The organism is Methylobacterium sp. JK268, assembly GCF_054052225.1.
Map to the genome: position 1 here is coordinate 55,355 of NZ_JBSVZN010000019.1, position 25,925 is coordinate 81,279.

The 25,925-nt window shown below is 71.0% G+C and carries 28 protein-coding genes; 9 read left to right on the plus strand and 19 right to left on the minus strand.

Translation table 11 applies throughout. The features are described 5' to 3' along the window. Nucleotides 1-2: 2 nt before the first annotated feature. Nucleotides 3-446 carry an acyl-CoA thioesterase gene (locus ACW9J6_RS20375; protein ID WP_457118333.1) on the minus strand — a complete coding sequence of 148 codons (444 nt, stop codon included), beginning with the start codon at nucleotides 444-446 and terminating at the stop codon, nucleotides 3-5. Between the two features lie 154 nt (nucleotides 447-600). Here ACW9J6_RS20375 and ACW9J6_RS20380 point away from each other — a divergent pair, with 154 nt between their 5' ends. Further along, the gene (locus tag ACW9J6_RS20380) at nucleotides 601-1,536 is read left to right on the plus strand and encodes an EcsC family protein (protein ID WP_457118334.1); all 936 of its coding nucleotides are present in this window, start codon (nucleotides 601-603) and stop codon (nucleotides 1,534-1,536) included. Between the two features lie 323 nt (nucleotides 1,537-1,859). On the opposite strand, the gene ACW9J6_RS20385 is transcribed toward ACW9J6_RS20380, so the two are convergent. From ACW9J6_RS20385 to ACW9J6_RS20405, 5 genes are read right to left on the minus strand one after another with little or no spacing between them, the layout of a single operon-like run. Continuing rightward, entirely contained in the window at nucleotides 1,860-2,570 is a 711-nt protein-coding gene (locus ACW9J6_RS20385; RefSeq protein WP_457118335.1) for a glutathione S-transferase, read from the minus strand. 3 nt (nucleotides 2,571-2,573) lie between these two features. Further along, complete coding sequence (locus ACW9J6_RS20390; RefSeq protein ID WP_457118336.1) at nucleotides 2,574-3,236, minus strand: YidB family protein; 663 nt, start codon at nucleotides 3,234-3,236, stop codon at nucleotides 2,574-2,576. A 53-nt stretch (nucleotides 3,237-3,289) separates the two neighbouring features. Next, on the minus strand, nucleotides 3,290-4,015 hold the full coding sequence (locus ACW9J6_RS20395; protein WP_457118337.1) for an SDR family NAD(P)-dependent oxidoreductase: 726 nt from the start codon (nucleotides 4,013-4,015) through the stop codon (nucleotides 3,290-3,292). Continuing rightward, nucleotides 4,008-5,453 carry an ANL family adenylate-forming protein gene (locus tag ACW9J6_RS20400; protein ID WP_457118338.1) on the minus strand — a complete coding sequence of 482 codons (1,446 nt, stop codon included), beginning with the start codon at nucleotides 5,451-5,453 and terminating at the stop codon, nucleotides 4,008-4,010. Before ACW9J6_RS20400 ends, ACW9J6_RS20395 begins: the two co-directional genes overlap by 8 nt. Beyond that, nucleotides 5,440-5,697 (minus strand): acyl carrier protein, encoded by a 258-nt coding sequence (locus ACW9J6_RS20405; protein WP_457118339.1) that lies wholly within the window; start codon nucleotides 5,695-5,697, stop codon nucleotides 5,440-5,442. Before ACW9J6_RS20405 ends, ACW9J6_RS20400 begins: the two co-directional genes overlap by 14 nt. 85 nt (nucleotides 5,698-5,782) lie before the next feature. Here ACW9J6_RS20405 and ACW9J6_RS20410 point away from each other — a divergent pair, with 85 nt between their 5' ends. The 7 genes from ACW9J6_RS20410 to ACW9J6_RS20440 all read left to right on the plus strand — a co-directional run bounded on the left by ACW9J6_RS20410 (nucleotide 5,783) and on the right by ACW9J6_RS20440 (nucleotide 14,804). After that, entirely contained in the window at nucleotides 5,783-6,658 is an 876-nt protein-coding gene (locus ACW9J6_RS20410) for a hypothetical protein (protein WP_457118340.1), read from the plus strand. Between the two features lie 16 nt (nucleotides 6,659-6,674). After that, entirely contained in the window at nucleotides 6,675-8,372 is a 1,698-nt protein-coding gene (locus ACW9J6_RS20415; protein WP_457118341.1) for a thiamine pyrophosphate-binding protein, read from the plus strand. A gap of 95 nt (nucleotides 8,373-8,467) precedes the next feature. Beyond that, entirely contained in the window at nucleotides 8,468-11,056 is a 2,589-nt protein-coding gene (locus tag ACW9J6_RS20420; RefSeq protein WP_457118342.1) for a heparinase II/III domain-containing protein, read from the plus strand. Between the two features lie 710 nt (nucleotides 11,057-11,766). Continuing rightward, the gene (locus ACW9J6_RS20425; protein WP_457118343.1) at nucleotides 11,767-12,609 is read left to right on the plus strand and encodes a transporter substrate-binding domain-containing protein; all 843 of its coding nucleotides are present in this window, start codon (nucleotides 11,767-11,769) and stop codon (nucleotides 12,607-12,609) included. A gap of 11 nt (nucleotides 12,610-12,620) precedes the next feature. Continuing rightward, nucleotides 12,621-13,307 (plus strand): aspartate/glutamate racemase family protein, encoded by a 687-nt coding sequence (locus ACW9J6_RS20430; RefSeq protein WP_457118344.1) that lies wholly within the window; start codon nucleotides 12,621-12,623, stop codon nucleotides 13,305-13,307. 13 nt (nucleotides 13,308-13,320) lie between these two features. Beyond that, on the plus strand, nucleotides 13,321-13,980 hold the full coding sequence (locus ACW9J6_RS20435; protein WP_457118345.1) for an amino acid ABC transporter permease: 660 nt from the start codon (nucleotides 13,321-13,323) through the stop codon (nucleotides 13,978-13,980). 38 nt (nucleotides 13,981-14,018) lie between these two features. Then, on the plus strand, nucleotides 14,019-14,804 hold the full coding sequence (locus ACW9J6_RS20440; RefSeq protein WP_457118346.1) for an amino acid ABC transporter ATP-binding protein: 786 nt from the start codon (nucleotides 14,019-14,021) through the stop codon (nucleotides 14,802-14,804). 22 nt (nucleotides 14,805-14,826) lie between these two features. On the opposite strand, the gene ACW9J6_RS20445 is transcribed toward ACW9J6_RS20440, so the two are convergent. The 6 genes from ACW9J6_RS20445 to flhA all read right to left on the minus strand — a co-directional run bounded on the left by ACW9J6_RS20445 (nucleotide 14,827) and on the right by flhA (nucleotide 19,461). Next, nucleotides 14,827-15,273: a hypothetical protein gene (locus ACW9J6_RS20445; protein WP_457118347.1), complete on the minus strand. Its 447-nt coding sequence runs from the start codon at nucleotides 15,271-15,273 to the stop codon at nucleotides 14,827-14,829. A gap of 9 nt (nucleotides 15,274-15,282) precedes the next feature. Beyond that, on the minus strand, nucleotides 15,283-15,609 hold the full coding sequence (locus ACW9J6_RS20450; protein ID WP_457118348.1) for a flagellar protein FlgN: 327 nt from the start codon (nucleotides 15,607-15,609) through the stop codon (nucleotides 15,283-15,285). Nucleotides 15,610-15,689: 80 nt separating this feature from the next. Then, entirely contained in the window at nucleotides 15,690-16,148 is a 459-nt protein-coding gene (locus ACW9J6_RS20455; protein WP_457118349.1) for a rod-binding protein, read from the minus strand. Between the two features lie 74 nt (nucleotides 16,149-16,222). Continuing rightward, complete coding sequence (locus ACW9J6_RS20460; protein WP_457118350.1) at nucleotides 16,223-16,624, minus strand: hypothetical protein; 402 nt, start codon at nucleotides 16,622-16,624, stop codon at nucleotides 16,223-16,225. Nucleotides 16,625-16,627: 3 nt separating this feature from the next. After that, entirely contained in the window at nucleotides 16,628-17,341 is a 714-nt protein-coding gene (gene fliR, locus ACW9J6_RS20465; RefSeq protein ID WP_457118434.1) for a flagellar biosynthesis protein FliR, read from the minus strand. A gap of 38 nt (nucleotides 17,342-17,379) precedes the next feature. After that, complete coding sequence (flhA, locus tag ACW9J6_RS20470) at nucleotides 17,380-19,461, minus strand: flagellar biosynthesis protein FlhA (protein ID WP_457118351.1); 2,082 nt, start codon at nucleotides 19,459-19,461, stop codon at nucleotides 17,380-17,382. Between the two features lie 180 nt (nucleotides 19,462-19,641). Here flhA and ACW9J6_RS20475 point away from each other — a divergent pair, with 180 nt between their 5' ends. After that, entirely contained in the window at nucleotides 19,642-20,148 is a 507-nt protein-coding gene (locus ACW9J6_RS20475) for a GNAT family N-acetyltransferase (protein WP_457118352.1), read from the plus strand. 70 nt (nucleotides 20,149-20,218) lie between these two features. Here ACW9J6_RS20475 and ACW9J6_RS20480 read toward each other — a convergent pair whose 3' ends face one another. From ACW9J6_RS20480 to ACW9J6_RS20510, 7 genes are all read right to left on the minus strand, one after another. After that, on the minus strand, nucleotides 20,219-20,485 hold the full coding sequence (locus tag ACW9J6_RS20480; RefSeq protein WP_457118353.1) for a flagellar biosynthetic protein FliQ: 267 nt from the start codon (nucleotides 20,483-20,485) through the stop codon (nucleotides 20,219-20,221). After that, nucleotides 20,482-20,916 carry a flagellar hook assembly protein FlgD gene (gene flgD / locus ACW9J6_RS20485; RefSeq protein ID WP_457118354.1) on the minus strand — a complete coding sequence of 145 codons (435 nt, stop codon included), beginning with the start codon at nucleotides 20,914-20,916 and terminating at the stop codon, nucleotides 20,482-20,484. Before flgD ends, ACW9J6_RS20480 begins: the two co-directional genes overlap by 4 nt. 128 nt (nucleotides 20,917-21,044) lie before the next feature. After that, entirely contained in the window at nucleotides 21,045-21,491 is a 447-nt protein-coding gene (flbT, locus tag ACW9J6_RS20490) for a flagellar biosynthesis repressor FlbT (protein ID WP_457118355.1), read from the minus strand. 8 nt (nucleotides 21,492-21,499) lie between these two features. Continuing rightward, nucleotides 21,500-21,847, minus strand: a complete 348-nt coding sequence (flaF, locus tag ACW9J6_RS20495; protein WP_457118356.1) for a flagellar biosynthesis regulator FlaF — start codon at nucleotides 21,845-21,847, stop codon at nucleotides 21,500-21,502. Nucleotides 21,848-22,125: 278 nt separating this feature from the next. Next, nucleotides 22,126-23,157 (minus strand): flagellar hook-associated family protein, encoded by a 1,032-nt coding sequence (locus tag ACW9J6_RS20500; RefSeq protein ID WP_457118357.1) that lies wholly within the window; start codon nucleotides 23,155-23,157, stop codon nucleotides 22,126-22,128. 3 nt (nucleotides 23,158-23,160) lie between these two features. Further along, nucleotides 23,161-24,615: a flagellar hook-associated protein FlgK gene (gene flgK / locus ACW9J6_RS20505; protein ID WP_457118358.1), complete on the minus strand. Its 1,455-nt coding sequence runs from the start codon at nucleotides 24,613-24,615 to the stop codon at nucleotides 23,161-23,163. A gap of 74 nt (nucleotides 24,616-24,689) precedes the next feature. After that, complete coding sequence (locus tag ACW9J6_RS20510) at nucleotides 24,690-25,886, minus strand: flagellar hook protein FlgE (protein ID WP_457118359.1); 1,197 nt, start codon at nucleotides 25,884-25,886, stop codon at nucleotides 24,690-24,692. Between the last annotated feature and the right edge of the window lie 39 nt (nucleotides 25,887-25,925).

A 25,925-nucleotide genomic window follows, 5' to 3' on the forward strand; every position in this document is an offset into this window, starting at 1 on the left:
CGTCACACCGACCAGGGCCCATCCCCCTGGTCCGGCGCGGCGGGCACGAGGTCCGGCGGCACGGGCCGCGAGCGGCGGTTCTCGTCGATCGCCACGAAGGTGAACAGGGCCTGCGTGACCTTGATCGTCTCCTCGCTCTCGCGGGCGCGGCGCCACGCCTCGATCTGGATGCGGATCGAGGAGCGGCCGACCTGGACGATCCGGGCGTAGAGGCTGACCTCGTCGCCCACCAGCACCGGCTGCAGGAAGGTCATGCCCTCGACCGCGATCGTGGCGCAGCGCCCCCGGGCGCGGCGCGCCGCGACGTTGCCGGCCGCGAGGTCCATCTGCGCCATCAGCCAGCCGCCGAAGATGTCCCCCGCCGGGTTGGTGTCGGCCGGCATGGCGATGGTGCGGATGACCGGGGCGCCCCAATCGGGCACGGAGGCGGCGGGATCGGTGGCCATGGGCGCGGCGTCCTGTCGGGGCATCCTCGATGAGAGTCATTCTAGACCGACTGTCTTCCCTTGGGCGACTGCCGAACGTGGCCGCTGGCCCTTGCGGAACTCATGGCACCGTCTCCACCTTTCCCTCACCCGTCCCCGTCCCGAGGTTGATGCCGTGAGAGAGATCGTCGCCCTCGACACCGTGCCGCTCCCCGCTTCGCCCCTTCCGCCGCCGCCGATGAGCGACGAGGACCGGGCCGCCCTGCGGGAGGCAGTGGGCGTGCTGGAGCGGCCGAGCTTCGCCGCGCGCCTCGCCGCGGTGGCGGGCGCGCCCCTCGACATGCTCGGCCGGGCGCTGCCGGCCACCGTCACCGAGACGATCACCCACGCCACCGAGAGCGTCATGAAGGCCTCGCTCCGGGCGGCGCTGTCGACGCTTCCGCGCAAGGCCGACGGGACGGTCGCGGTGGTCGCGGCCGAGGCGCCCGAGCGGTCCTCGCTGCGCGCCCGTGCCCTCGAATGGCTGGAGCGCTACCCGCCGGGGGATCGCGGCCACCGGGCGCTGGCGGCGGTGTCGGGCGCGGTGGGCGGCGCCTTCGGCCTCGCCACGATCGCCGTGGAACTGCCGGTCTCGACGACCCTGATGCTGCGCTCGATCGCCGAGATTGCCCAGCGCGAGGGCGAGGATCTGAGCCAGCCCGACGCGGCGCTGGCCTGCCTCCAGGTCTTCGCGCTCGGCGGGCGCGGCGGGGCGGAGCCGAGCCCCACGGACAGCGGCTACTTCGCCGTGCGCGGGGCGCTCGCCAAGACGATGTCCGAGGTGGCGCGCTACGCGGCGGGACGGGGGCTCCTCGACGAGAGCGCGCCGGCGGTGATGCGCTTCGTGGCGCAGGTGGCCTCGCGCTTCGGCCTCGTCGTCTCGCAGAAGGTCGCCGCTCAGGCGGTGCCGGTGATCGGCGCGGTGGGCGGCGCGGCGGTGAACGCGGCCTTCATGGACCATTTCCAGACCATCGCCCGGGCGCATTTCACCGTGCGGCGCCTGGAGCGGCGCTACGGCAAGGAGCGGGTGCGGGAGGCCTACGAGGCGGAGCGGGCCGCGCTGGTGGGGTGAGGCTCCCCCGGTTGATGCCAATCTCCCCTTCTCCGGACGACTGTCGCGTCGGCGGACGGAGATCCGGAAACCAGCGCAAGACTCCGCGAAGCGTCTGCATTTTGCAGCGGTGCCGAGATCCGGAGCCGCTTCGCGGCAGAGTCTCGTGCTGGTTTCCGGGTCGCATTCCGCCGGCGCTGCATGCGCCCGGAAAAGGGGGAGCCCGTCACGACGCTGGTGGCTCCTGGCTTCATTCGCCGGGGTCCACGCGCCGGTGAAATCTCATCGCTCAATCGCCGCGTCGGCTCGCACGACGAGATCCGCTTCGATCAACGGATCTCGCCTCACCCGTCCAGTTCCGGATAGCGCCGAAAAATCCCGTCCTCGTTGAACGGCGGCCGCCGCGGGCTCGCCCGGTAGGCGGCGATTCGCGGGCGCCGACCGACGGCCGCGTGCAGCGCCGCCACCCGGGGCGTCGCGGCGAGCGCCCGCGCCGCTGCGACCGGGAAGGCGTACAGGAGCCCGTCCACGAGCTGGAACAGCGACAGGTCCGCGTAGGACAGGCGACGACCCACGAGGTGGTCCGCCCCCTCCGGGTTCGTCGCCAGGACGTGCTCGAAGAAGCCCAGGAAGGCCGGCAGGCGCTCCTCGCGGAACACCGTCGCGGCACGGGCCGCCTCCGGCTGCTGGTCCTCGTAGAACAGGCTGCTGGCGATCGGGTGGTGGGTGTCGTGCACCTCCGACACCGCGTCCGCCACGGTGAGCTGCATCTGGTGCGTGCGGATCCGCGCGGCCTCGCTCTCGCCGACGAGACCCAGACGCGGCCCGAGATAGAGCAGGATCGCGGCCGTCTGCCCAATCGTCAGGTCGCCGTCGCGCAGGACCGGGCAGGCGAAGGACGGGCGCGGGCCGTCCTCGGCGAGGAGGTCGTGCAGCGCGCCGAAGCCCCGCTCGCGGGCGACGTCGATGTAGGGGGCACCGGCCTCCTCCAGGGCCAGGCGCACGAACTCGCCGCGGCCCTGGATGCCCGGCCAGTAGAACAGCGCGTAGGCCACGCCCTACCAGCCCCGCACCTCGTCGTGCGTCGGCCGGCGGCCCTGGGGGGTGAGCCCGTCGATCACGCCCGGCAGAACCTGGGCGAGCTGCGAGAGCAGGTCGTCCCGGCCGAGGCCGGTCTGGCGGCTCAGGGTCTCCACCGTGTCGGAGCCGAGCGCCTGGGCGAGCTGCTGGGGCGCGATCGGCCGGTTCTGCCCGTGCCCGATCCAGGATTCGACCACGTCGCCGAGCCCGCCCTGCCGGAACCGGTCGATGAGCTGGTCGAGGCCGGCCGGACCGGCATTGTCGGGGACCTCGCGGTCGAGGCCGGAATACTGGCCCGCGCGCTGGTCGAAGGGGTTCGGGACCGCACCGCCCGGTCCGCCCGCCTGCGGCGCGGCCCCGCCCCCGAGCATGCCAGAGAATTCGGAGAAGGGGTTGTTCGGGTCGTCGCCCGGCGCGGACGGGGCCGGGCCCGCGGGCCGGAAGCCCTCGTCGCCGCGCGGATGCGGCGCCGGGCGAGCCCCGCCGCCGAAGATGTCGCCGAAGCCGCCCTGGAGGGCCTTCGAGGCGAGCAGCATCAGAAGCGCCTTCACGAGGGGCGACATCGAGGAGCCGCCCTCGCGGCTCTGCCCGCCGAAGACGTTGCCGAGCACCGACCCGATGACCTGATCCAGCAATCCCATGGGACCCTCCCGCCCTCGCCCAGCATCAACGGGGCGGGACAGACGCGGTTGCGTCACGCGGTGCTGCCGGCGTCGATGGTCATCACGCTGCCGGTGATGTTGCGGCCGGTCTCGCCCATCAGGAAGGCCACGGCATTCGCCACGTCCTGCGCCTCCGCGAGGCGCCGCAGGGCGGCGCGGCCGGCGATCTTGCGCCGCTCCGGCTCGCCGAGGCCCGCCGTCATCTCGGTGTCGATGAAGCCCGGCGCCACCGCGTTCACCGTGATGCCGAGCGGCCCGACCTCGCGGGCGAGCGAGCGCGTGAACCCGATCATCGAGGCCTTGGTGGCGGCGTAGACCGAGAGCGCGTTGTAGCCGGTCGAGGCGATGATCGAGCTGATGTTCACCACCCGCCCGGCGCCCTCGGCCATCATGGCGCGCAGGGCGTGCTTGGTCAGCACGATCGGCGCCAGCGTGTTGAGCCGCACCAGCGCCTCGATGTCGGCGAGCGGCATCATCGCGAGCAGGCCCTCGGTGCCGAGGCCCGCGTTGTTGACGAGCCCGTAGAGCGGGCCGTGGGCCTCGCGCAGGCGCCGCACGAGGTCCGGGATGGCGCCCACCTCGGCGAGGTCGGCGGCGGCGAAGTGGATCTCGCCCGGGGCGGCGGCCCGCGCGGCCTCCTCCAGCGCCTCGCTCGGGCGGCGCGCGAGCGCGATCACCCGGAACCCGTCGCCGGCCAGCCGCGCCGCGACGGCGAGGCCGAGCCCCCGGCTCGCACCGGTGACGAGCACGTTACGCATGTCCAACCTCCTGGCGGGGCGCGCCCCGCGCGAGCTTGCCGGCCTGCGTGACCGCGAGGCTCTCGGCGACGCGCAGCACCGCCGGCACCTTGTGGGCGGGCAGGGCGGCCCGGCAGGCGGCGAGGATCTCGGCCGTCACGCCCTCGGCCCCCTCCGTCCCGGAATCGAGCACCACGGTGGCGGTGACGAGCGCACCGGTGATCGGGTTGCGCCGCCCCTCGACCAGGGACATCCGCACCCGCGGGTGGCGGTTGATCACCGCCTCGACCTCCTCGGGATGCACCTTGAGGCCGCCCACGTTGATGATGCCGCCGCGGCGCCCGACGAAGTGGCAGCGCCCGTCGCGGATCTCGATCATGTCGCCGGTATCGACGAAGCCCTCGGCATCCATCAGCACCGGCGCGTCCTCGCCGAGGTAGCGCCGGGCGGTGCGGCCGGACCGGATGCGCAGGGAACCCTCCGCGACCCGCAGCTCCACCCCGGTGTCGCGCGGGCCGAGATAGCTCTCCGGGAAGCCCTCGCGCCCGTCCGTGACCTCGAACCCGACCCCGGCCTCGGTCGAGGCGTAGGCGTGGCCGACCGAGGCCGCCGGGAAGGCGGCGCGCAGGGCGTCGAGAAGCGCCTGGTCGGCGATTTCGCCCGAGAGGCGGACATAGGCGGGGCGGAAGGCGTCGAGGCCGGCGCTCATCAGGGCGCGGCGCCAATGCGAGGGCGTGCCGGAGACGTGGCTGGCGCCATGGCGTCCGAGCCGGGCCAGGAACGCGGCCACGGGCTCGTCCTTGGCGGAGAGCACCAGCGACCCGCCGCCCAGGACGCCGCGCAGGAAGATCTGGAGGCCGCCGTAGCGCCGGATGTCGTAGAAGGTGGACCAGACCGGCGCGGGCGCGCCCGGGTCGCGCGGCCGGATCGCCCCGGTGAGGCCGGCGAGGTCGTGGACGACCATCTTGGGGATGCCGGTGGTGCCGGAGGTCAGCAGCACCCACTCGGTCGCGAGCGGCGCGGCGCCGGGTTGGGGCGCGGGCGCGAGTGGGCCGATGGCGTGGACGGGGCGTCCCCCGACATCCGGCAGGGTGGCCGGGTCGCGGTCGGTGACCACGGCCTCGATTCCGGCCCGGTCGAGGAGGGCGGGGAGGTGGGCGGGGTCGAGATCCGGCGGCGCCAGGAGCAGGCGCCGGGCCACCCCGTCGAGGTCGATCAGCGCCAGGGCGGCCGGGAACTGTTCGCCGGTCGTCACCAGCACCGCCCGCCCGGCGAGCCCGTCCCGGGCGGCGCCGAGGACGCTGGCGCGCGGGAGCGCCGCGAAGGCGGCTTCCGCCTCGCGCCCGATCAGGCGGCCACCCGTCTCCCCGGCGTCCAAGAGCGCCCCGCGCAGCGAAAGAGGCGCGCCGCGCAGGGAGGGGGGCGCCCCGCGCGGAGAGATCGGCTCAGGCCGCGGCATCGACGGCGGCGCCCTCGTAGAGCGCAACGAACTCGCCGACCGTGACCGGGAACACGATCTCATCCGACATCGTGAACGGATCCACGTTCAACTCGCCTTCGAGCCGCGCCACAAGTATCGCGAAACATAAGGAATCGAGCCCGGTCTCGACCAGCGGGGTCTCGTCCGAGAGCGGGGCCAGCTTGCGCTGTTGTTCCTCGGCGATCTGCTTCATTTGCCCGAGAATTGTTAACCTTACAGACATCTGACACTGTCTCCATTTCTCGGCATCAGCTATACCAGTCGAGGCGAAAGCTCATCAAGGCGATCGCGGCGTTAGGGTGAACGGAATGGTCAGGGATGGCCGGGGCGCCGTGCGGCGGCGGCAGATCACGGAGGCCGACCTCGACGCGGTCGCCGGCCTGCTGCGGCGCGGGTTCCGGATGCGGCCGAAGGGCTACTGGCTGCGCGGCCTGCGCCGCCAGGCGAGCCGGCCGGTGCCCGAGGGCTATCCGCGCTTCGGCTACCTGCTGGAGGCCGAGGGACGGCCGGTCGCCGTGCTGCTGACGATCTTCTCCGAAGTTGAGCAGGACGGGCGGCGGATCGTGCGCTGCAACCTGTCGAGCTGGTCGGCGGAGCCGGCCTTCGCGGGTCACGCGGCGCTCCTGGTCGGCGCCGTGCTGCGCGACCCGGGCGTCACCTACCTCAACCTCTCGCCGGCCCCCCACACGGAGGCGATCATCGAGCGGCAGGGCTTCCGGCCGTTCAGCCGCGGGACCCTGCTCTGCCTGCCCTGGCTCGCCGATCCGGAGGAGCCGGTGCGCGTGCATCGGGTGCGCGGGCGGGTGCCCGCCGCGCTCGCGGCCCTGCCCGAGCGGGACCTCGTCGAGACCCACGCCGCCTATGGCTGCGTCTGCGTCGTCGCGGAGGCCGGGGACGGGCTGCACCCCTTCGTGTTCGCGCCGCGACGGATCCTCAAGCGCCTGCTGCCGACCGCGCACCTGATCTACTGCCGGGACCTCGCGGCCTTCCGGCGCTTCGCCGGTCCGGTCGGCCGCTCCCTGCTCGGCCACGGCCACCCGACGGTGCTCGTCGACACCGATGGCCCGCTGCCGGGCCTGGTCGGGCTCTCCCTCGGCCAGCGGCAGGGCAAGTACTTCCGCGGCCCCCATCCGCCCCGGCCGGGGGAGATCCCCTACACCGAGGGCGTGATCTTCGGACCCTGACGCGATGGAGACCGGAATGACGATCGGACATGCGGCGCGGAGCGCTCCCGCGGCGCGAAGTGCGGCCAGGGTGCTGGTGGACCAGCTCGTGGCGAACGGCGTGCGCCACGTCTTCACCGTGCCGGGCGAGAGCTTCCTGCCGGTGCTCGACGCGCTGCGGGATTCCGGCATCACGGTGACGACCTGCCGCCAGGAGGGCGCCGCCGCCATGATGGCGGAGGCCCACGGCAAGGCGACGGGCCTGCCTGGCATCTGCTTCGTCACCCGCGGCCCGGGCGCCACCAACGCCTCGGCGGGCCTGCACGTGGCGCAGCAGGATTCGACGCCGATGATCCTGTTCGTCGGGCAGATCGAGCGGCGCTTCCGCGGCCGCGAGGCCTTCCAGGAACTCGACTACCGGGCGGTGTTCGGTCCGATGGCGAAGTGGGCGACCGAGATCGACGACGCGGACCGGGTCCCGGAGATGGTGGCGCGGGCCTTCGCGACGGCGACCGCCGGCCGGCCCGGCCCGGTCGTGGTGGCGCTGCCCAAGGACATGCTGAACGAGACCACGCAGGCGCCGCTGGCGCCGCCCTTCCGGCCCGTGGAGGCGGCGCCCGGTGCGGACGACCTCGCAACCCTCGCCGACCTGATCGCCGCGGCCGAGCGGCCGGTCGTGGTGCTCGGCGGCAGCCGCTGGAGCGAGGAGGCCTGCGCGGCGATCGCGCGCTTCGCCGAGACCTTCGACCTGCCGATCGCCACGAGCTACCGGCGCAGCCCGCTCTTCGACGCGCTGCACCCGAACTACGCGGGCGATCTCGGCCTCGCCCCCAACCCGAAACTCGTCGCGCGCGTAAAAGCGTCGGACCTCGTGGTGCTGCTCGGCGGGCGCCTCGGCGAGATCCCCTCGCAGGGCTACAGCCTCCTCGACATCCCGGGGCCCGCGACGCGCCTCGTCCACGTCCATGCCGGCCCGGAGGAACTCGGCCGCGTCTACCAGCCCTTCCTCGCCATCAACGCCTCGCCGGCCCGCACCGCCCTGGCGCTGGCGCGGCTGCCGGCCCCGGCCCACCGCCCCTGGCGCGAGCAGGCCGCGGCCGCCCATGCCGATTTCCTCGCCTGGGGCGAGGTCGCGACGCCGCAGCCGGGCGCGGTCAATCTCGGCGAGGTCATCGTCCACCTGCGCGAGACGCTCCCGCGGGACGCGGTCCTGTGCAACGGGGCGGGCAACTACGCCGCCTGGATCCACCGCTTCTTTCGCTTCCGGACCTTCGCGGGCCACATCGCGCCGACCTCCGCCTCGATGGGCTACGGCGTGCCGGCCGCAGTGGCGATGAAGCGCCTGTGGCCGGAGCGGATCGTGGTGTCGATCAACGGCGACGGCGACTTCCTGATGAACGGCCAGGATTTCGCGACCGCCGTGCAGTACCGGCTGCCGATCGTGGTGATCGTCGCGGACAATGCGAGCTACGGCACGATCCGCATGCACCAGGAGCGCGAATTCCCCGACCGCGAGGTCGCCACCGACCTCGTCAACCCGGACTTCGCCGCCTACGCGCGGGCCTTCGGCGGCAAGGGCTGGACGGTCGAGCGGACAGACGACTTCCCGGTGGCCTTCGCGGAGGCGCTGGCCTGCGGGGAGCCTGCGATCATCCACCTCAAGATCTCCCGGGACGCCATCACCCCGGGCCAGACCCTGACGCAGATCCGCGCCAAGGCGCTGGCCGGGCGCTGAGCCCGGTCCGCGCCGCGGCTTGACAGGGTGCGGGCCCAAACGGCAGGTGCGGTGTCCCGTCTTCCACGACGCCCGCCCCTCCACCGCCCGCGAGCATGTCCGGCGCGCCACGTTTCCTGCCCGTCTCGGTGAGCTACGCCGGGGGCGCCGCCGCCGGGCCGCGTCCGGACGCGCACGTGGTCGCGCCCAACAACCGCTTCGCCCGGGTGGTGCTGAGCTTCGCGGACCTCGCCCCCGAGACCTGGGTCGAGTTCGCCTTCCAGCTCGCCTGGGATCCGGCCGAGCCCGCCGCCAACGCCCTCGACTTCGCGCTGGTGGGTGTCGACTTCCAGGCGCAGGACAAGTCGAGCCTCGATTTCGAGCAGGTGCCGGGCCTGACCCGCACGCTGCTCGACCCGCAGAGCACCTGGATCGCCGGTCCGGCCTATTGCGACGCCCCGGAGGGCACCTGCACGGCGATGGTGCGCGTCGCCTTCCTGGTGCCGGATCCCGCCCGCCACGCGGCGGTGAGCCTGCGCTCCTGGCGCAACGGCCTGCCCTTCGAGGTCGCGCGGCCGGAGCTGCGCCAGGCCGGCCCGGGCCGCGCCAAGCGGCGGCGGCGGCGGCTGAGCCTGCAGCCCGACTGGATCGACCTCGCGCTGGTGCCGAACCGGCCCCTGGTGGTGCGCGGGCAGATCCACGCCGCGCGCGCCGGCCGGGAGGGGGCGCTCGCCCGGCTGAGCTACCGGGATGCCGCTGGGGCCGTGATTCCGCCGCCCTATCCGGACACCGTCTCGACGCCGGATTTCGGGGCCGGGATCGCGCTGCCCGCCCACCGGCAGGCGCGGCGCTTCACCCTCGACCTCGTGCCGCCGCCGAAGGCCGCGGGCGTGCGGATCGGCTTCACCGCGCTCACCGTCGACGCCGATGTCGAGCTCACCGGCCCGCCGGAGATCGGGCTGGAGGATTCGCTGCGCCTGGAAGCCCTCTGCGGCGACGACATCATCGATGCCGGCACCTTCCTCGACCGGGTCGACGCGGCCTTGTCCCTGCGCGGCTCGCCGGCCCCGGCGGAGAGCGTGCCGCTACTGCTGGAGCAGTCGCGCATCCTCCAGCACGGGAAGCGGCCGGCCTGGCCGTCGCTGCGCCTCGCCCGGGCGGGCGAGTGGGAATTGCCCGAGGCGCCGAGCTGGAGCGAGGACCCGTTCGGATCGCCCGCGTGGCGGCTGGAATACCAGTCGCTGGGCTGGCTGCTGCCGCTCGCCGCCGCCGACACCGCGAAGGCGACCGAGATCGCCCTGGCGTGGTCGCGGGCCAATCCATGGGGCAGCCCGACGGACCCGCTGAGCCTGCACCCCCTCGCCATGGCGGTGCGGGCCGAGGTGTTCGTGGCGCTGCTCGCCCCCTTCGCCATCGGCTCGATGCGGGTCGAGCCCCTGCGCACGCTCGCGGGCGAGGCGGTGCGGCACGGCTTCGCCCTCGCGGAGATCGTCGGCCAGAACGCCGTGGCGCGCACGCTCCACCACGTCCAGGCCGCCGTGGCCCTGCGGGCGCTGGCCCAGGCGCTGCCGCGCTTTCCTCTCTCTGACTTCTGGACCTCGCTCGCGGCCCTGGCGCTGGAGGAGGGGTTCGAGGCGCTGAGCGCGCCCGACGGCAGCCTCACCGACCCGTCCCTGCACCAGCGGCTCGAACTCGCGAGCCTCGGCCACCTGCTGGCGGAGAGCCTCGGCGACGCGCCGCCCGGGCCGCTGATCCGCGGGCGGATCGGCCCGGGCCTGCGCCAGCTCTCCGGGCTCCTCGACCCGGGCGGGCGCCTGCCGCCCTTCGGCGACGCGCCCCAGGGGGTCGACCACCGCGCCTGGATCGGGCGACTGCTCGGCCCGGGCGAGCGGGTCGCGGTGGAGCGGGGCAGCCTCGTTCCGGCGCGGGGTGGCTCCGGGGTGATCGCCGTGCGCGCGGAGGGGCCCGGGGGGACGCGGGCGCATTTCGCCTGCCTGTTCGGGGAGCAGCGCCACGCCCACGGCCACGCGGATTGCACCTCCTTCGTGTTCTCGGCGGAGGGCGTGCGCTGGATCGTGGAGGCCGGCGGCTCGGGCCAGATCGAATCCGGCCTGGTGCGCCACTACCTGACCTCGGCGCGGGGCCACAACGTCGCTTGGCCGGACGGGCGCGAGCCGGGCGCCGGCACCGGCTGGCTCGCCGAGACGGCCCGCCTCGACGGGGCCACCGCCTACGCGATCGGCACCAGCGTGCACGGGCCCGATTACCGTCACCGCCGGGTGATCGTCACCCTGGACGACCTCACGGCGCTGGCGGTGTTCGACCGGTTCGAGACCGACGGGCGGCCGCTCTCGGTGGAGGGCCTGCTGCACTTCCCGCCGGACGTGCTGGTGGCGCTCGCCGGCCCGCGCCTCGTCCTGGCCAGCCGCGAGGTGCACCGGCTGCGGGTGGTGCCGCGGGTGGTGACGGGCAAGCGCGGCGGCCTCGCCCTGGTGAGCGGCCGCAGCGACCGGCCGGGCGGCCTGCAGGGCTACCTCTCGCTCAAGCCCGGCGTCCTCCACCCGTCGAGCACCCTGCGTTACGTCTTCCACGGCGAGGGCGCGGTCTGCGGCGGCGTCGCCATCGCGCTCGACGAGGGACGGGAGAAGGCCCTCGCCGGGCGGCTGGCGCTGGAGGCGGTGACGCGGCTGCTGGGTGAGACGTAGCCGGGACGCTGACGTCCTCTCCACCCGGAAGCGGTTCTGTCGCGCTGGAATGGAGTGTGCATGAGCTCGGCGGGCGGCTCGAGAGCCCATCGTACGGTCTCCCCGTCGGCCGGAACCACGCGGATCCGTTTGACCGGGGCGGTCATCATCCTCACCAGCATCGCGGCTGTCCGGGGACAATGTGAGGCACTTCTCCCCTCTCCCGAGTGGGCTAGCGGATCCACAGAACGCGAAAAATACACATGAGACAGATACTTACGTCGACACACAACGGTTCTCGGATATGGCGCGGGGAACCCCTCTCCCGTGCGGGAGAGGGGCAGGGGTGAGGGTCCAGGTGGTTCAGCAAGTATTCTGAAGTGTCCCGCTGCCAGCACGACCGCCCTCGCTTGATGACGGCACGGTCCGGGACCCTCACCCCTACCCCTCTCCCGCACGGGAGAGGGGATCCCGCGCCACTCTCGTTCCTGAATAAGCCACTGTGAATGCAAGACTTATTTTAGGAGCGAAGGACACCTTTGAAAGACCTGGACTGTCCCTACAGAGGCACGCACCCGGGGACAGGAGGACCCTTCGCATCATCCGGCACCGTATGAACCCCGCGGCCCCGAGGCCGCTCACCTTCGGCCTACGCGTAGCGCCGCCCGACCACTTCGCCTATGCACCGCCACCTGGGGTGCCGCCGCCTGGGAACGACGAGGGACACGACAATGGTTTCACGCAGAGATATCGCGTCGCTCCTCGGTGGCGGCACGCTCGCGGCGCTCTCGCCCGTGGGGAGCGCCCAGGCGCAGACCCCGCCCGCGGAGAACACCTTCCAACGCATCCGGCGCTCGAAGAAGCTCCGGATCGCCGCCGCAATCGGCACCGAGCCCTACTACAAGAAGGACATCGCCACCGGGCAATGGTCCGGCTTCTGCATCAGCATGGCCCAGGACCTCGCCAAGGCCATGGAGGCGGAACTCGAGATCGTCGAGTCCACCTGGGGCAACTCGGTGCTCGATCTGCAATCGAACAAGATCGACATCATGTTCGGGTTGTCGCCGACGCCGTCCCGCGCGCTGACCGTCGAGTTCACGCGGCCGATCATGAACAACACCTTCACGGTCATCGCCAAGCCGGGCTTCGAGCCGAAGACCTGGGCCGACCTGAACAAGCCGGAGGTCCGCGTCGCCGTCGACATCGGGTCGTCGCACGACCTGTTCGCGCGCCGCGTGCTCCCGAACGCGACCCTCGTCGCGCTCAAGACCCCGGACGAGGCGATTCTGTCCGTGCAGTCGAACCGTTCCGACTGCGTGATCCAGGTCGCGATGCTCTCCCTGGTGACCGCCAAGAAGAACCCGAAGCTCGGCCGGATCGTCGTGCCGACGCCCGTCAGCGCCCAGCCCACCTGCGCCGGCGTCCGCGCCGAGCCCGACCCCCGGTTCCGGACCTTCGTGGACAACTGGCTCGAGTACAATCGCGGGCTCGGTTCGGTGAAGAGCTGGATCACGTCCAGCCTGGAGATCGTCGGCATCCAGCCGCAGGACATCCCCGCGGAGATCGTGTTCTGACGAGCCGGCCGGTGCGCCCGCTGGGCATCATCATGCTCGACACCCGGTTCGAGCGGCCGCCCGGCGACGTCGGACACCCGGAGACCTGGCCCTTTCCCGTTCGCTACGCGGTCGTGCACGGCGCGACGGCGCGGCGCGTGGTCGAGGGGCACGACGCGGACCTGATCGACGCCTTCGTCGAGGCCGGCGAGGCCCTGCGCTCCGACGGCGCGGTCGGCCTCATCACCTCCTGCGGCTTCCTCGCGGCGCGGCAGCGGAGCCTCGCGCGCCGTCTGTCCCTCCCGGTCGCGACCTCCAGCCTGATGCAACTGCCACTGATCGCCCGCTGCCTGCCGCGGGGCCGGCGCCCGGCCGTGATCACCTACGACGCCGCGGCCCTCACCCCCGCCCACTTCTCGGAAGTCGGGGCCGATCCGGAGACGCCGGTCGTCGGCCTGCCGGCGGACGGACGGCTCCACGGCGTCATCGAGCGCGGCGAGCCCTACGACCGCGCCGCCCTCCGGCAGGAGGTTCTCGAAGCGGCCGACCGGCTCGTGTCCGGTCGCGACGATATCGGCGCGATCGTGATGGAATGCACCAATCTCCCACCCTTCTCGAAGGCGGTCGCAACCACGTTCGACCGCCCCGTCTACGACATCGTCACCCTCGGTCGGTGGTTCTACGAAGGCCTGGCCCCGTCCGCGTTCTCATACCCGTAGCGAGCGGTCCGCGATGTCGTACGAATGGGATTTTTCCTTTTTATTCCAATATAATAAGCTCATCCTCGTCGGGGCATTGTACACGTTGGGGTTCACGATCCTCACCTCGGTGTCGGGTCTGTCCGTCGGCGGCCTGATCGCCCTGCTGCGTCTGTCGGGCTCGACGATCGTGACGCTGCCGCTGATGGCCTGCATGGAGGTGTTCCGGTGCACGCCGGTTCTGGTTCAGCTGGTGTGGATGTACTACGCGTTGCCGATCCTGACCGGGGTCGAACTGGCGCCGGGCACGGCGGCTTTCGTAACGCTGACCCTCTACGGCGCCTCGTTCTTCGCCGAGATCATCCGGGGCGGCATCGCGTCCATCGACGCGGGGCAGTGGGATGCCGGCCGAGCCCTGGGCATGCGGCGGAGCGCCCTGATGCGGCGGGTTGTGCTGCCGCAGGCGCTGAAACGGATGATCCCGCCCCTCGTCAACCAGATCGTCCTGCAGTTGAAGAACACGTCGCTTCTGTCGGTGCTCGCCGTGCCCGACCTGCTCTACCAGGGACAGCTGATCACGTCGGCGACCTACAGGCCGCTCGAAACGTACACCATGATCGCCGTGATCTACTTCATCATCCTGTTTCCACTGACCACCCTGGCCTACGGCCTGGAGAAGAGGCTCGCCCGCTGAGCGCGGCGGAGCCGTTCGTCGATGCCGGGAGCAACGCGATGACCGACCCAGCGATGATCGAGGTCCAGCACGTTAAGAAGTCGTTCGGGACCCTGCCCGTGCTCAAGGACATCTCCGTCCGCGTGCCCCGGGGCGGTGTGGTCGCGATCATCGGTCCGAGCGGCTCGGGCAAGTCGACCCTGCTGCGCTGCCTCAACCTGCTCACCATCCCGGACGAGGGCAGCATTCGGATCGGGACGCACGCCGCCGCGTTCGGCAGGGGCCACCGGATGCCGAGGGACAAGGATCTGGCGGCCTTCCGCGCCACCGTCGGCATGGTGTTCCAGAGCTTCAACCTGTTCCCCCACATGTCGGTCGTGCGGAACGTCATGGAGGGGCCGGTCACCGTGCTCGGGCGGGGCCGGGACGAGGCGCGGGACCTGGCGCTCCGGCTGCTCGACAAGGTCGGCCTGCGGGACAGGGCGGACGCCTCTCCGGACCGATTGTCCGGCGGCCAGAAGCAGCGCGTGGCGATCGCGCGGGCGCTTGCCATGTCGCCGGACGTGATGCTGTTCGACGAGGCGACCTCGGCCCTCGACCCCGAGCTCGTCGGCGAGGTCCTCACCGTCGTGCGCCAGCTCGCGGCCGAGGGGATGACGATGGTGCTCGTGACCCACGAGATCGCCTTCGCCCGCGACGTCGCCGACACGGTGATGTTCATGCGCGACGGCTACGTCGTCGAGACGGGACCGGCCCGGGAGGTCATCGATACCCCGCGCGAGGCCGCAACGAAGGCCTTCCTCAGCCACTTCCACCGCGGGAGCGCCTCCCCGGCACCGGCCTGAGAGGCGGTCCCGCCTGCGCCCCTCACATCCGCAGGTCCTTGCGCGGCACGAAGTTGAAGTCCTCGACCAGCACGTCCTTCACGACCTCGGCCCCGAGCCGCTCGTTGACCTTGGCGCGGATTTCGTCGAGACGTTTGGTGATGTTGTACTTCGAGATCTTGCGGAAATCGAGGCTCGCGTCACCGTAGATCTGCCGGAACGCCTCGTCGATCACGAAGGAATTGGGCGGCACCGCGACCGTGTGCATGAGCTTGGCGTCCGCGGTGAACACCAGCACGGCGACAATGTAGCCCTGGAGCGCGCCGTCCGCGATGATCGGCACGTTGATGGCGCGCAGCTTCTGGTACTGGAGCCCTTCGAGGTAGGGCTCGGTCTTCTGCTGGAACAGCCCGGCGCCCCAGGTCACCACGCCGTAGCACGAGAGCAGGGTGACGATGCAGATCCACAGCCCCGTGACGACGATGCGCATGGCCGGGCCTCAGCGATGGGCCTGGGTGTAGGTGCCGTCCGATTCCGCGGCGCGCAGGGCGCCGGCGATGATCTCGGACACCTCCTCGACCGCCCGCAGGTGGAGGGCGACGACCTCCTGGTTGCGGACAAGCTTGTCCTGGACGCGCGCCAGGCAGGCGGCGAGGGCCGGATCGGCGCCCGTCTCCTCGGAGTGGCGGGCGAGGCGGGTGAGTTCGAGGAGGCTCTGGCTCTTGCGCCGGTTGATCTCCTCCTGATCGAAGGGCTGGCGCAGCAGCAGCGCCTCCGTCTCCGTGTCGAGGGTGGCTTCGAGCCGCGTCAGGGAGGCGATCAGCATGGCGGAACGTCCTGGTGTGGGGCCGGACGCGGTCCGGCGGGGGAGGGGATCGACGCGGCCGGCCCAGGTCGCCGAGGGCGCTAGCCCTGGGTCTTGTCCGTGGCGCCGGTCTGCGCCGGGTGGGACTTCTCCAGCATCTTGGCGATGCCGATGCCGCCGGCCTTGGCCACCTGGCCGCTGATCTGCTCGGCCAGCATCGACTTCCAGTAGCCGCCGGCGATGCCCTTGCCGTAGACGGAGCCCGCCTTGGCGGGCAGCATCGCCTCGACGAAGTGCTGCATCACCATCGCCTCGAACTGCCGGTAGGGAGTCGAGCGGCCCGCCGAGAGGGCGGTGTCGGTCTTGGCCGCCGTGAGCTGCGCCTGGGCGTCGTGCGGCATGTGCGTGGAGAGGCCGGCGCCGGACATCGCCGAGGCGAAGGCGGCCGGGTCGACGGGGCCGGTGGCGGTCCCGAGCTTGGAGGCGGCCTCCTGCGCGCGGGCGGGATCGGCCGCCCGGGCCACGTCGAGCACGATATCGGAGGGAGGCGTGATGCTCATGGTCGTCTCATGGGCGTCTGGCGGGTGGACGGCTGGCGCCGACGGTGAGGTGAATCGGCATTAACCGGGCTGGCTTACGGGAGGCTTGCGTCGCCGCCTGCCGCGAGCCCGTCGAGGCGCTCCAGGAGGTCGCGACGCTCGTCCTCGCGCCGGGCCTGCGCGCCGAGGCTCGCGACCTGGCGCTCGCTGCGCTTCTGCGCGAGGGCGCGCTCCCGCACCGCCTCCTGCTGCCGCTGCGCGGCCGCGTCGAGGGCGGATCTCTCGCCGGCGATGGTCCTGAGGCAGCGGGCGGCGGCTTCGAGGAACAGGCCCGCCACGGCGGTGTCGCCGAGCGAGCCGAGCAGGGCGGATTCCTGCGCGTCGGCGGCCTCGACGCGGCGGCGCGTCTCGGCAAGTTCCCACTCCGCCGCCCGGCGCATCTGCTCCTGGAGGGCCATCAGGCGCTTGGCGCGGGCGAGGCGGTTGGCGGTGCGCATCGCTCAGCCCTGCCGCAACCAGGCCGCGTAGGACCCGAGGAACTGCATCAGCACCTCGCCCTCCAGCGAGTAGACGATGAACAGCCCGCCGGCGATCACGAACGGGGTCGCGATGAAGAAGACCGGGATCGTGGGCGTCAGCTTGTTGGCGAAGCCGACCGCGAGGTTCACGATCACCGAGTAGATGATGAAGGGCGAGGTGATGCGCAGGCCGACCACGAACACGCTGGTGATCTGGTCGACGAGCTGGATCAGGGCGAATTGCGCGCCGAGCACCTGGCCCGGGGGCAGGCGGACGTAGGATTCGACGAGCCCGCGAAAGAGCTCCCAGTGCAGGTCGGCCGCGAACAGGAGCGCGGTTGCCGCCATCATCACCAGGGCGACGAGGGCGCCCTGCGGCTCGGTGCCCTCCATGGCGACGCCCGGGATGGCGTTGAAGCCGATCGCCATGGTGAGCGCGGTCGTCACGGTCTCGAGGACGAACAGGAAGATCCGCCCGAGCAGCCCGATGATGAAGCCCGTCAGGCTCTCCGCCAGGATCCACAGGAAGGTCACGGCCGGCTCCTGCCCGTCGAGGCGGCCTCGGAACAGCGGCAGGACCAGGGGGCTGAGGGCGAAGGTGACCGAGAGCGCCAGGAACAGCCGGACCTGCGGCGGGATGCGGGCGCTGGAGATGCCCGGCGCCACCATCAGGCAGGCGCCGATGCGGCAGAACATCAGGAAGATCCCGAGGAGGGCCTCGGGGGCGAAGCTGCTCACGAGATCGTCCCGAGGGAGCGGATCTCGACGCCCCGGGCGATCTCGAGATGCGAGAGCACCGGCAGCGTCGGGAAGATGCGCTCGATGATCATGCGCACGTAGGGGCGGGCGTCGGGCGCGGTGACGAGGGCGAAGCTGTGCACCTCCTTCTGCCGCGTGCGGATCGCCTCCGCCGCCTCGGTGCCGAACTGCTCGACGAGGCGCGGGTCGATGTCGAACTCCACCACCTCGCCCTTGGCGTCGCGCTTGAGGCTCTGGTGGAACGAGAGGTCCCAGCGGGCGCCGAGCCGCAGCACCGCCAGCACGCCATCCTCGGCGAGGTCGCCGCAGATCTGCTGGGCGATGCGCATCCGCACGTGCTCGGCGATCTGCTCGGCACGGCGCGCATGGGGGGTGATCTCGGCCACCGCCTCCAGGATCAGGTGCAGGTTGCGGATCGAGACGCGCTCGGCGAGCAGCAGCTTGAGCACCGCCTGCAGGCCCGAATAGGAGATCTGCGACGGGCAGATCTCGTCGAGCAGCCGCTTGTACTCGGGCTCCAGCCGATCGAGCAGGTTGCGCATGTCCTTGTAGGACAGGAAGTGGGGCAGGTTGTTGCGGATCACCTCGGACAGGTGGGTGAGCAGCACCGAGGTGCCGTCCACCGGCTCGAAGCCGGCGCGGCGCGCCTCGCCCGCGTAGGCGTCGAGCACCCAGAGGGCCTTCATGCCGAAGGCGGGCTCGCGCACCTCCTCGCCCGGCACGTCGGGCCGCGGCCCCTCGCCGACCACCACCAGGGATTCGCCCGGCCGGATCTCCTGGGTCGCCGCGAGCGTGCCGTGGATGCGGATCTGGTAGGATTTCGGCGGGACGGCGAGGCTGTCGCTGAGCTTGATGTCGGGGACGACGAACCCGTATTGCAGCGCGAACTTGCGGCGCATCTTCGCGACCCGGTGGCCGAGTTCGACCTTCGCGCCCGCCGCCTGGGCGGCGAGGTGGCGCCCGAGGCAGAGTTCGATCTCCGGGGTCTTGAGCGCCTCCTTGACCGAGTCCTTCGCGGCCGTGAGCTTGCGCTCCTCCTCGATGGCGGTTTTGGCGGCCTCGGCGGCCTTCTTCTCGGCGAGCCGGCGGGGAATCGCGTAGGCGACCGAGCCCATCAGGCCGGCGAGCACCATGAAGGGCAGGAAGGGCAGGCCCGGCACGATGGCGAAGAGGCCCATCAGCGCCGCCGCCACGGCGAGCGCCCGCGGATAGGCGCCGAGCTGCCCGAGCACCGCCTGCTCGGCGGTGCCCCGGGTGCCGCCCTTCGAGACCAGCAGGCCGGCGGCGAGAGAGACGATCAGCGCCGGGATCTGCGAGACGAGGCCGTCGCCGACCGAGAGCTTGGTGAAGACGTCGGCGGCGGTGCCGAGGGGCAGGCCGTGGCGGGTCGTCCCGATGATGATCCCGCCGAAGATGTTGACCGCGATGGTGATCAGGCTCGCCACCGCCTCGCCGCGGACGAATTTCGAGGCACCGTCCATGGAGCCGAAGAAGGCGCTCTCCTCCTCCAGCTCGCGGCGGCGGCGCTGCGCCTCCTTGTCGTCGATGAGCCCGGCATTGAGATCGGCGTCGATCGCCATCTGCTTGCCGGGGATGGCGTCGAGGGTGAAGCGGGCGCCCACCTCCGCGATGCGGGTCGCGCCCTTGGTGATGACCAGGAAGTTGACGGTGATCAGGATCGCGAAGACCACGATCCCGATCACGAAGTCGCCGCTCATCACGAATTGCGAGAAGCCCTGGATGACGTGGCCGGCGGCGTTCACGCCGGCCTGGCCGTTCGCCAGGATCAGCCGCGTCGTCGCGATGCCGAGCGCGAGGCGCAGGAGCGTGGCGATGAGCAGGACGGTCGGGAAGGCGGAGAATTCGAGGGGCTTCTGGATCCAGAGCGCCACCATGAGGATCAGCACGGAGAGCGCGATCGAGAAGGCGAGCCCGATATCGATCAGAACGGCGGGGATCGGCAGGAACAGGATCGCCAGGATCGCCACGATGCCGGCCGCGAAGCCGAAATCCCGCCGCGTCCGCTGCTCCAGCCCCACTGCCTCGACCAATGCCATCGCGGCTCCCCGCTCTCCCGTGATGGGGGGATCATTCGCGGGACAAGCTTGCGCGAGGGTGGCGGGGACCGCTCTCGAAAGGGCGAGGCGTTGCCCGACAGGGTGGTGCGGACCCTGGGTCAGCCATGATACAGCACGAACGAGGAGCGGACACGTCCATGCCGATCGCCGAGGAGAGCCGTGACGGGGATCGCGCTTCGTGGGCTGGGTGACAGCGCGAGCCCTGCGCTTCCCGACCTCCCGCCGGATCTCACTTTTACGTTGCTCGGCAGCTCTGCTGCCGACAGCGACTTCGCGTTCCAGGCCAAGCGGGAAGCGTTAGGACCCCACGTGGCGGTGCGCTGGGGGTGGGACGAGGCGTTTCAGCGCCGATTGCACGAGGAGCGCTACCGCGAGAAACCGTTCTTCGCGATCCAGCGCGGAGATCACCGCCTCGGGACAGTCTCACTCTCGGTGCTCACCACGCATGTCCGCTTCGGCGAATTCTACCTGCTGCCGGCGTTCCAGGCTCGCGGAACGGGCACGGCCGTGCTCCGTCACTGCCTGGCACTGGCTGACGGTCTTGGGCTCTCCGTGAGGCTGGAATACCTGCTCTGGAACCCGGTGGGTGCGCTCTACCGGCGCTGGGGGTTCGTGGAGCAAGGGCGTTCCGCCATCCACGCCTTCATGGAACGACCGCCGTGCTGACTGCCACCCCGGGGAGTCGACGATCGTGACCAAGGTCCGACCCACTCGCCCCGTGCGAATCAGTCTCCTTTTAGAACCCCGTCACGAGCCGCCCGTAGACCAGTTCGGTTAAGCTGTAGAGCTGCGTGCCGACGAAGGACGCGGTGATCAGCATGATGAGCAGGGTGACGACGATCTTCGGCACGAAGGTGAGCGTCACCTCCTGGATCTGCGTCAGCGCCTGGAGCAGGGCGACCACGATCCCGACCAGCATGGCGGCGGCCACCGAGGGACCGGCGCCGACCAGGATCGTCCAGATCGCCGAGCGCACCAGTTCCAGGGCGTCGATCTCGTTCACGACAGCGTCACCCCGCTGCCGAGGATCAGCGTGCGGCCGTCCCGGAGCGTCGCCTCCGGACCGTCGGTGGTGATCCGCACCGAGGACACCACGCCGCTGACCGTCCCATCCTGCGAGGTCACCGTGCGGCCGATCGCGCTGTCGGCCTGCCCCAGATAGCTGGAGGCCAGGATGGAATCGAGCTTCTGGTTCGTCTTGGTGCTCTGCTCGACCTCCGAGAAGGTGGCGAGTTCGCCCATGTATTGCGTGGAGTCCATCGGCTTGGTCGGATCCTGATTCTTCATCTGCGTGAGCAGCAGATTGAGGAAGGTGTCCGAGTTCATCGACAGGGCGGTCGAGGAGGTGGTGGCGGCCGAGGTGCCGCCCGAGGCCGCTCCGCTCGCTGCGCCCGTGCCCGCCGTGGCGGTGCTGGTGCCGGTGACCGTGGTCATCGCTGTCATCTCCTGTCGCCCGGCATCCCGCGCCGCGGCCTCGTCCGGTGTCGTGCGATCGCCGGCCGCCGGGAGCGCGACGCGGGGATCGACCTCGTTCGGGCGGCGGAGGGTCGCCGCCCGGATTCCTAGGCCGCGCGCCGGCGGCCGGGGACGGGGGTCGGCTCGGAGGAGGGCGCCTCGCCCGCCGCCACGCCGCCGCCCAGCACCGCGGCCTCGGCCGGGTAGAGCCCCCGGATCAGCTTCAGCGCCTCGAAGGGACGCCCCGCCGCGATCTGGGCCGAGGCGGCGAGAAGCCCGGCGCGGATCTCCGGATTGGTCAGCGCCGCCATCAGCCCCGCATGCAGTTCGTCGTAGAGGCGGCGGGCCTCGGCGGTCCGCGACGGGTCGATCAGCAGCACCTGCGCGGCGAAGTAGAGCTGGCGCAGGGGCGTCGTCGCCTGCTCCGGCTGCAGCACGTGCTGCTCCAGGAGGAAGGTGGCCTCGTTGAGGAGTTCCAGCGACACGCGACGGTCGACGCGCAGGACCGCTCCGTTCACGTAGACCCGCTCGCCGGATCGCAGGGAGAGGCGCATGCGCTGGCTCATCGCAGGCCGTCGCGGATGGCGGTGTTCACGTCGATCAGGGGTGCGAGGCTGCGCCGATGCTCGCGCAGGGCCTCGCTCGCCTCGCGCATGCTCCACAGGCCGATCGACACGAGATCGCTGCGCAGGGCCTCCGGCAGCCCGTTGGCCGGGCTGAGCAGATCCTCGATCAGGATGTCCCACAGGCGCTGCAGGAAGCTCACCGCCTCGCCGCGATCCTCGATCTTCGCGTCGGCGGCGTCGGCCTTGCGCAGGAGGGTCAGGGCGCGATCGAACGCCGCGCGCTCGCGCTCGCGGCACAGATCGGGCGCGTCCTCCAGGATCTCGTTGTAGGAAAAGCGGTACATCGTTGCTGATGCCTCGTCTGACTCGGACCTGGCGCGCCAGGCCGTCGGACCACCCGGTCGGCTCGAACCCGCTCCGGAAGGGAAGCGTGCGGTCCGGGCCGGGCGTTCGTCTTCAAGTATCTCAGGAGAGTTTGTGTTTAAGGTTAACACCGACGCTGCCTGAGACGGAGTTGGGTCGGATACCGTCCCGTGGGTTCACTCGACACGCTCTTCGAGCGCAGAACATCTACAGGAATGCGCGTACAAGACGGTCGTCGTAGCTGCACAACCTTCAGTGATCATCCCAGATAGCTGACGAGATTGAGTTGGCGCAACTGCGAGGTGAGAGAGTAGGAGATCTGGATCTGGGTGTTGACCTGGTCGAGCCGGGTCTTCGCGGCGGCGGTGTCGACGCCTTCGAGGTCGTTGATCCGGCTCGTCAGGAAGCCGCTCTGGGTGTCCATGCGGGTGTTCGCCGCCTTGATCTGCGCCTGCGTGGTGCCGAGGTCGGTCTGGAGCCCGATCAAGCCCTCGCCCGCCTGCGACAGCAGGTCGGTGACCTTCTTGGCGACCACGGCTTGCGTGGAACTGGGCATGGACTGGACGCCGATGCTCGACGAGAGGATGTAGGCCATGGCGAGGCTGCGGAACGGCGTCGCGTTGGCGCTCACCGAGGTCTGGGCGGTCGTGTCGGGGGCGATGCGGCTGGTGATCGCGGTGTCGGAGGCCGTCGACCAGGTCGTCTTCCAGTTGGCGTCGTCGAACAGCGTCGCGAAACGGCCGTTCAGGAAGGCGGTCATCTGGTCGGGCGTGATCGTCGACGGGTTCGCGCCGTTGAATTCCGCCGTCACCGCGGCGTCGACGGCCTGCTTGGTGGCGGAGGTCGCATCGTAGCTGGCGAGGGGCGCGGTCGAGGTGTTCAGCCCGGCGAAGATGTACTGCCCGTCGCTCTCCGCGTTGAGCGAGGAGATCAGCCCGGCGAGCCGCGTCGTGGCGAGGGACGACACCGTCGCGAATTTCTGTCCGTCCGGCGCCGCGATCAGGTTCTTGAGGGTGTCGGCCGCGTCGCTCTGGAGCTGCTGCAGCGTCGCCTGGGTCTGGTCGACGCGCAGGCTCGTCACGCTGTTGTCCTTGGTGAGCGCGTCGAGCTGGGCCTGCTGCTGGCGCAGCGTGAAGCCGAGGTTGGTGCGGCTGCCGAGTTCGAGGCCGACATCGGCGTAGCGGCCGGTCGCCGTCTCCGTCGTCAGCTTCGTGCTCTCCTGCTGCAGCCGCATCGCGGTCGTGCGCGGCGCGTTCCAGACGTTTTGCGAAGAGATGTAGCTCGTCTGCATGGACTAGACCGCCTGCATCAGGGTTTTGAGCATGTCGTTGACCGTCGAGAGCAGCTTGGCGGAGGCGGCGTAGGATTGCTCCAGCTGCAGCGCCTGCGCGCTCTCGTCGTTGGTGTTGACGCCGGTGGCGCTCGACAGGGCGTCGGAGGCCTTGCCCAGCAGCGTCTGGTTCTGGTCGGCGGTGTCGGAGGCGCTCTTGCGCTGCGCCTCCAGCCACCCGGCCGAAGCGGCCGCGTAGCTGGTGAGGCTGAACGTGCCGTTCGGCCCCGCCGGCGTGCCCATGGTCGTGGTCGCCGAGAGCGCGGCCGTGAGGGCGTTGAGCCGGCCCGCGAAGGCGGTGTTGCCCGACACCGCCGGGTTCGCCCGGTAGGTCGACCCGTTGATGCCGCCGTCGCGCAGGAGCGTCAGGGTGCCGCCCTGCTGCGGATCGACGGCGCCGTTCAGGGAGATCGTCGCGGCGAGCCCGGTCGCGGAGGCGGGCAGGGCGGAGCTGCTGCCGCTGGTGAACACACCCGCGAGCGTCGCCCCGGTCGCCGGGGGGGTCGGCGCCTCCGCGAAGGCCGAGACCAGGCCGGAGGCGATCTGGTCGAGCTGCTCGCCATAGGCCGGCGCGACCACGTCGCGCAGCTGGCTCAGGCCAGCGAGCTTGCCCGAGCGCAGGGGCATCGGCGAGTTCGGCCCGGTGACCGGGACGCCGTCGACCATCACGGCGTTCCCGGTGACGCCGGACCCATAGACCGTCGTCGGCGCGAAGGTCACGGCGCGGGGGGTGCGGTCGTAGAGCGGCACGCCGCTGTCGGTGTAGAGCGCCACGTCGCCGCCCGCCCGCGCCACGGTGGTGATCCCGAGCTGCTCGGAGAGCTTGGCGACGACCCGGTCGCGGGCGTCGAGGTCATCGGTGACGTCCACCCCCATCGCGGAGCCGCGCATCACCGCCTTGTTGGCGATGTCGAACTGCGACAGGAGGTCGTTGATGCTCGACACCGAATCGGCCATCGCCCGGTCGGCGTCCTCCTGGGTCGAGGCCACCGCCGCCGCGCCCTGGTTCAGGCTCGAGGCCACGCCCCGGGCCGCCTCGAGGGCCGCGCGCAGCTGCGTGGTGTCGTCGGGCTTATTGGCGGCCGATTGCAGGGCCGCCGCCAGGGTGGAGAGCTTCGCGGCCACCGCGGTCTGGCCGTTCGTATCGCCGACCGTCTGCTGAAGGGCCTGGAGGCCGCTGAGCAGGGCGTCGGAATTGGCGAGGTCCGAGGTCGCCCCGATCATCCGCCCGTAGAGGGCGGCATCGCTCGCCCGCGTGATCACCACCGAGACGCCGCCGCTCTGCGACACGAGGGTGGCGATCTTGCGCGAGTAGCCCGGATCCGAGGCGCCCGCCACGTTGCGCGACGTCACGGCGATCTGGCTCGACGTGGCCAGGAGCGAGGAACGCGCGGCGTTGAGCGCGAAGGAGAGGCCCATCGGGAGGCTCCGGAGGAGTCGCGGGGAGCGCCCCTCCCGAGCCGGGAGGGGCGCCGTCGTCGGTCAGGCAAGGCTCAGCGCTTGAGCTGCATCAGCGTGTCGAGCATCTCGTTGCTGGTCATGAACACCTTGGAATTCGCCGTGTAGACGGTCTGCGACGAAATCATCGAGGTGAGTTCCGTTGCGACGTCGACGTTCGACTGCTCCAGGGACTTCGACAGGATGGAGCCGCGGCCGCCACTGCCCGCGAAGCCGACCTGCACGGGGCCGGATTCGTTGGTGATCTGGAAGACGTTGCCGGAGCGCGGGTCGAGGCTGTCGGGGCTGCCGACGGTGGCGACCGGGACCTTGAAGGCGGCGATCTTCGAGTTGTCGTCATACACCGCGTAGATTGTCCCGTCCGCCGCGAACTGCGTCCCGGTGACGGCGCTGGGCTTGTTGCCGTCGGACGAGCCGGTGAGGCTGTAGTCGCCCGCGAGGTTGGTCACCTTGGAGAGGTCGACCGAGACGGACTGGCCATTCGGGAGCGTGATCGCCGCGGGCGAACCGGCGGTGACAGCGCCGTTCGTGCCGAAGGTCAGATTCGCCGGGCCGCCGGAGATCGTGGCGTCGTTCGAGGTGAAGGCCACCGACCAGCTTCCGCCGTTCCCGCTGGTCGGGGCGGCGCTGTACGTGAAGCTCATGTCGAGCTTCACGGGCTTGCCCTGCGTGTCGTAAACGACGAGCGAGCTGTTCTTGGTGGTGCCGGTAGCCGCGGTCGACGGCAGATTGCCGGTGATGGTCCCCTTCGTGGATTGCGACGGCTTCATACCGAATGGCGAGAGATCGACCGGGACGAGCCCGTCGTAGCTGTTGAGCGTCGGGTTCGCGGCATTGGCCGGGTACCCCATCAGCGTGAAGCCGCCGGCGTTCTTGTAGGTGTTGGATTGCTGGTCCAGCACGAAGTTGCCGGCGCGGGTCAGGTAGTTGACCTTGCTGCCGGCGTCCTGCACCACGAAGAAGCCGTTGCCCTGGATCGCCAGGTCGGAATCCGAGGTGGTGTTGACGATCGAGCTCGTGCCGCTGATCTCGTGGCGGACGACCGTGTCGACCGAGCCCGAATTGTAGTCGCCCCCCGAGGTCCTGGCGATCAGCAGCGACGAGAACTCGGTATCGGCCTTCTTGTAGCCGGTGGTGCCGGCATTCTGCACGTTGTCGGCGACGGTGCTGATGCGGTTCGACTGCGCGTTCATGCCGGACGCGCCGGTGCGCAGGGCGCCAAAGAGTGACATCGTGTGACCTCGGAAGGTTCCGGTTGCGGGGTACTAGAC

Excerpts from the sequence above, each read along its gene's own strand:
- ACW9J6_RS20375 (WP_457118333.1), bottom strand. The coding sequence starts at position 446 with ATGGCCACCGATCCCGCCGCCTCCGTGCCCGATTGGGGCGCCCCGGTC.
- ACW9J6_RS20390 (WP_457118336.1), bottom strand. The coding sequence starts at position 3,236 with ATGGGATTGCTGGATCAGGTCATCGGGTCGGTGCTCGGCAACGTCTTC.
- ACW9J6_RS20395 (WP_457118337.1), bottom strand. The coding sequence starts at position 4,015 with ATGCGTAACGTGCTCGTCACCGGTGCGAGCCGGGGGCTCGGCCTCGCC.
- ACW9J6_RS20400 (WP_457118338.1), bottom strand. The coding sequence starts at position 5,453 with ATGCCGCGGCCTGAGCCGATCTCTCCGCGCGGGGCGCCCCCCTCCCTG.
- ACW9J6_RS20405 (WP_457118339.1), bottom strand. The coding sequence starts at position 5,697 with ATGTCTGTAAGGTTAACAATTCTCGGGCAAATGAAGCAGATCGCCGAG.
- ACW9J6_RS20410 (WP_457118340.1), top strand. The coding sequence starts at position 5,783 with ATGGTCAGGGATGGCCGGGGCGCCGTGCGGCGGCGGCAGATCACGGAG.
- ACW9J6_RS20415 (WP_457118341.1), top strand. The coding sequence starts at position 6,675 with ATGACGATCGGACATGCGGCGCGGAGCGCTCCCGCGGCGCGAAGTGCG.
- ACW9J6_RS20420 (WP_457118342.1), top strand. The coding sequence starts at position 8,468 with ATGTCCGGCGCGCCACGTTTCCTGCCCGTCTCGGTGAGCTACGCCGGG.
- ACW9J6_RS20425 (WP_457118343.1), top strand. The coding sequence starts at position 11,767 with ATGGTTTCACGCAGAGATATCGCGTCGCTCCTCGGTGGCGGCACGCTC.
- ACW9J6_RS20435 (WP_457118345.1), top strand. The coding sequence starts at position 13,321 with ATGTCGTACGAATGGGATTTTTCCTTTTTATTCCAATATAATAAGCTC.
- ACW9J6_RS20440 (WP_457118346.1), top strand. The coding sequence starts at position 14,019 with ATGACCGACCCAGCGATGATCGAGGTCCAGCACGTTAAGAAGTCGTTC.
- ACW9J6_RS20445 (WP_457118347.1), bottom strand. The coding sequence starts at position 15,273 with ATGCGCATCGTCGTCACGGGGCTGTGGATCTGCATCGTCACCCTGCTC.
- ACW9J6_RS20450 (WP_457118348.1), bottom strand. The coding sequence starts at position 15,609 with ATGCTGATCGCCTCCCTGACGCGGCTCGAAGCCACCCTCGACACGGAG.
- ACW9J6_RS20455 (WP_457118349.1), bottom strand. The coding sequence starts at position 16,148 with ATGAGCATCACGCCTCCCTCCGATATCGTGCTCGACGTGGCCCGGGCG.
- ACW9J6_RS20460 (WP_457118350.1), bottom strand. The coding sequence starts at position 16,624 with ATGCGCACCGCCAACCGCCTCGCCCGCGCCAAGCGCCTGATGGCCCTC.
- fliR (WP_457118434.1), bottom strand. The coding sequence starts at position 17,341 with ATGTTCTGCCGCATCGGCGCCTGCCTGATGGTGGCGCCGGGCATCTCC.
- flhA (WP_457118351.1), bottom strand. The coding sequence starts at position 19,461 with ATGGCATTGGTCGAGGCAGTGGGGCTGGAGCAGCGGACGCGGCGGGAT.
- flgD (WP_457118354.1), bottom strand. The coding sequence starts at position 20,916 with ATGACCACGGTCACCGGCACCAGCACCGCCACGGCGGGCACGGGCGCA.
- flbT (WP_457118355.1), bottom strand. The coding sequence starts at position 21,491 with ATGCGCCTCTCCCTGCGATCCGGCGAGCGGGTCTACGTGAACGGAGCG.
- flaF (WP_457118356.1), bottom strand. The coding sequence starts at position 21,847 with ATGTACCGCTTTTCCTACAACGAGATCCTGGAGGACGCGCCCGATCTG.
- ACW9J6_RS20500 (WP_457118357.1), bottom strand. The coding sequence starts at position 23,157 with ATGCAGACGAGCTACATCTCTTCGCAAAACGTCTGGAACGCGCCGCGC.
- flgK (WP_457118358.1), bottom strand. The coding sequence starts at position 24,615 with ATGGGCCTCTCCTTCGCGCTCAACGCCGCGCGTTCCTCGCTCCTGGCC.
- ACW9J6_RS20510 (WP_457118359.1), bottom strand. The coding sequence starts at position 25,886 with ATGTCACTCTTTGGCGCCCTGCGCACCGGCGCGTCCGGCATGAACGCG.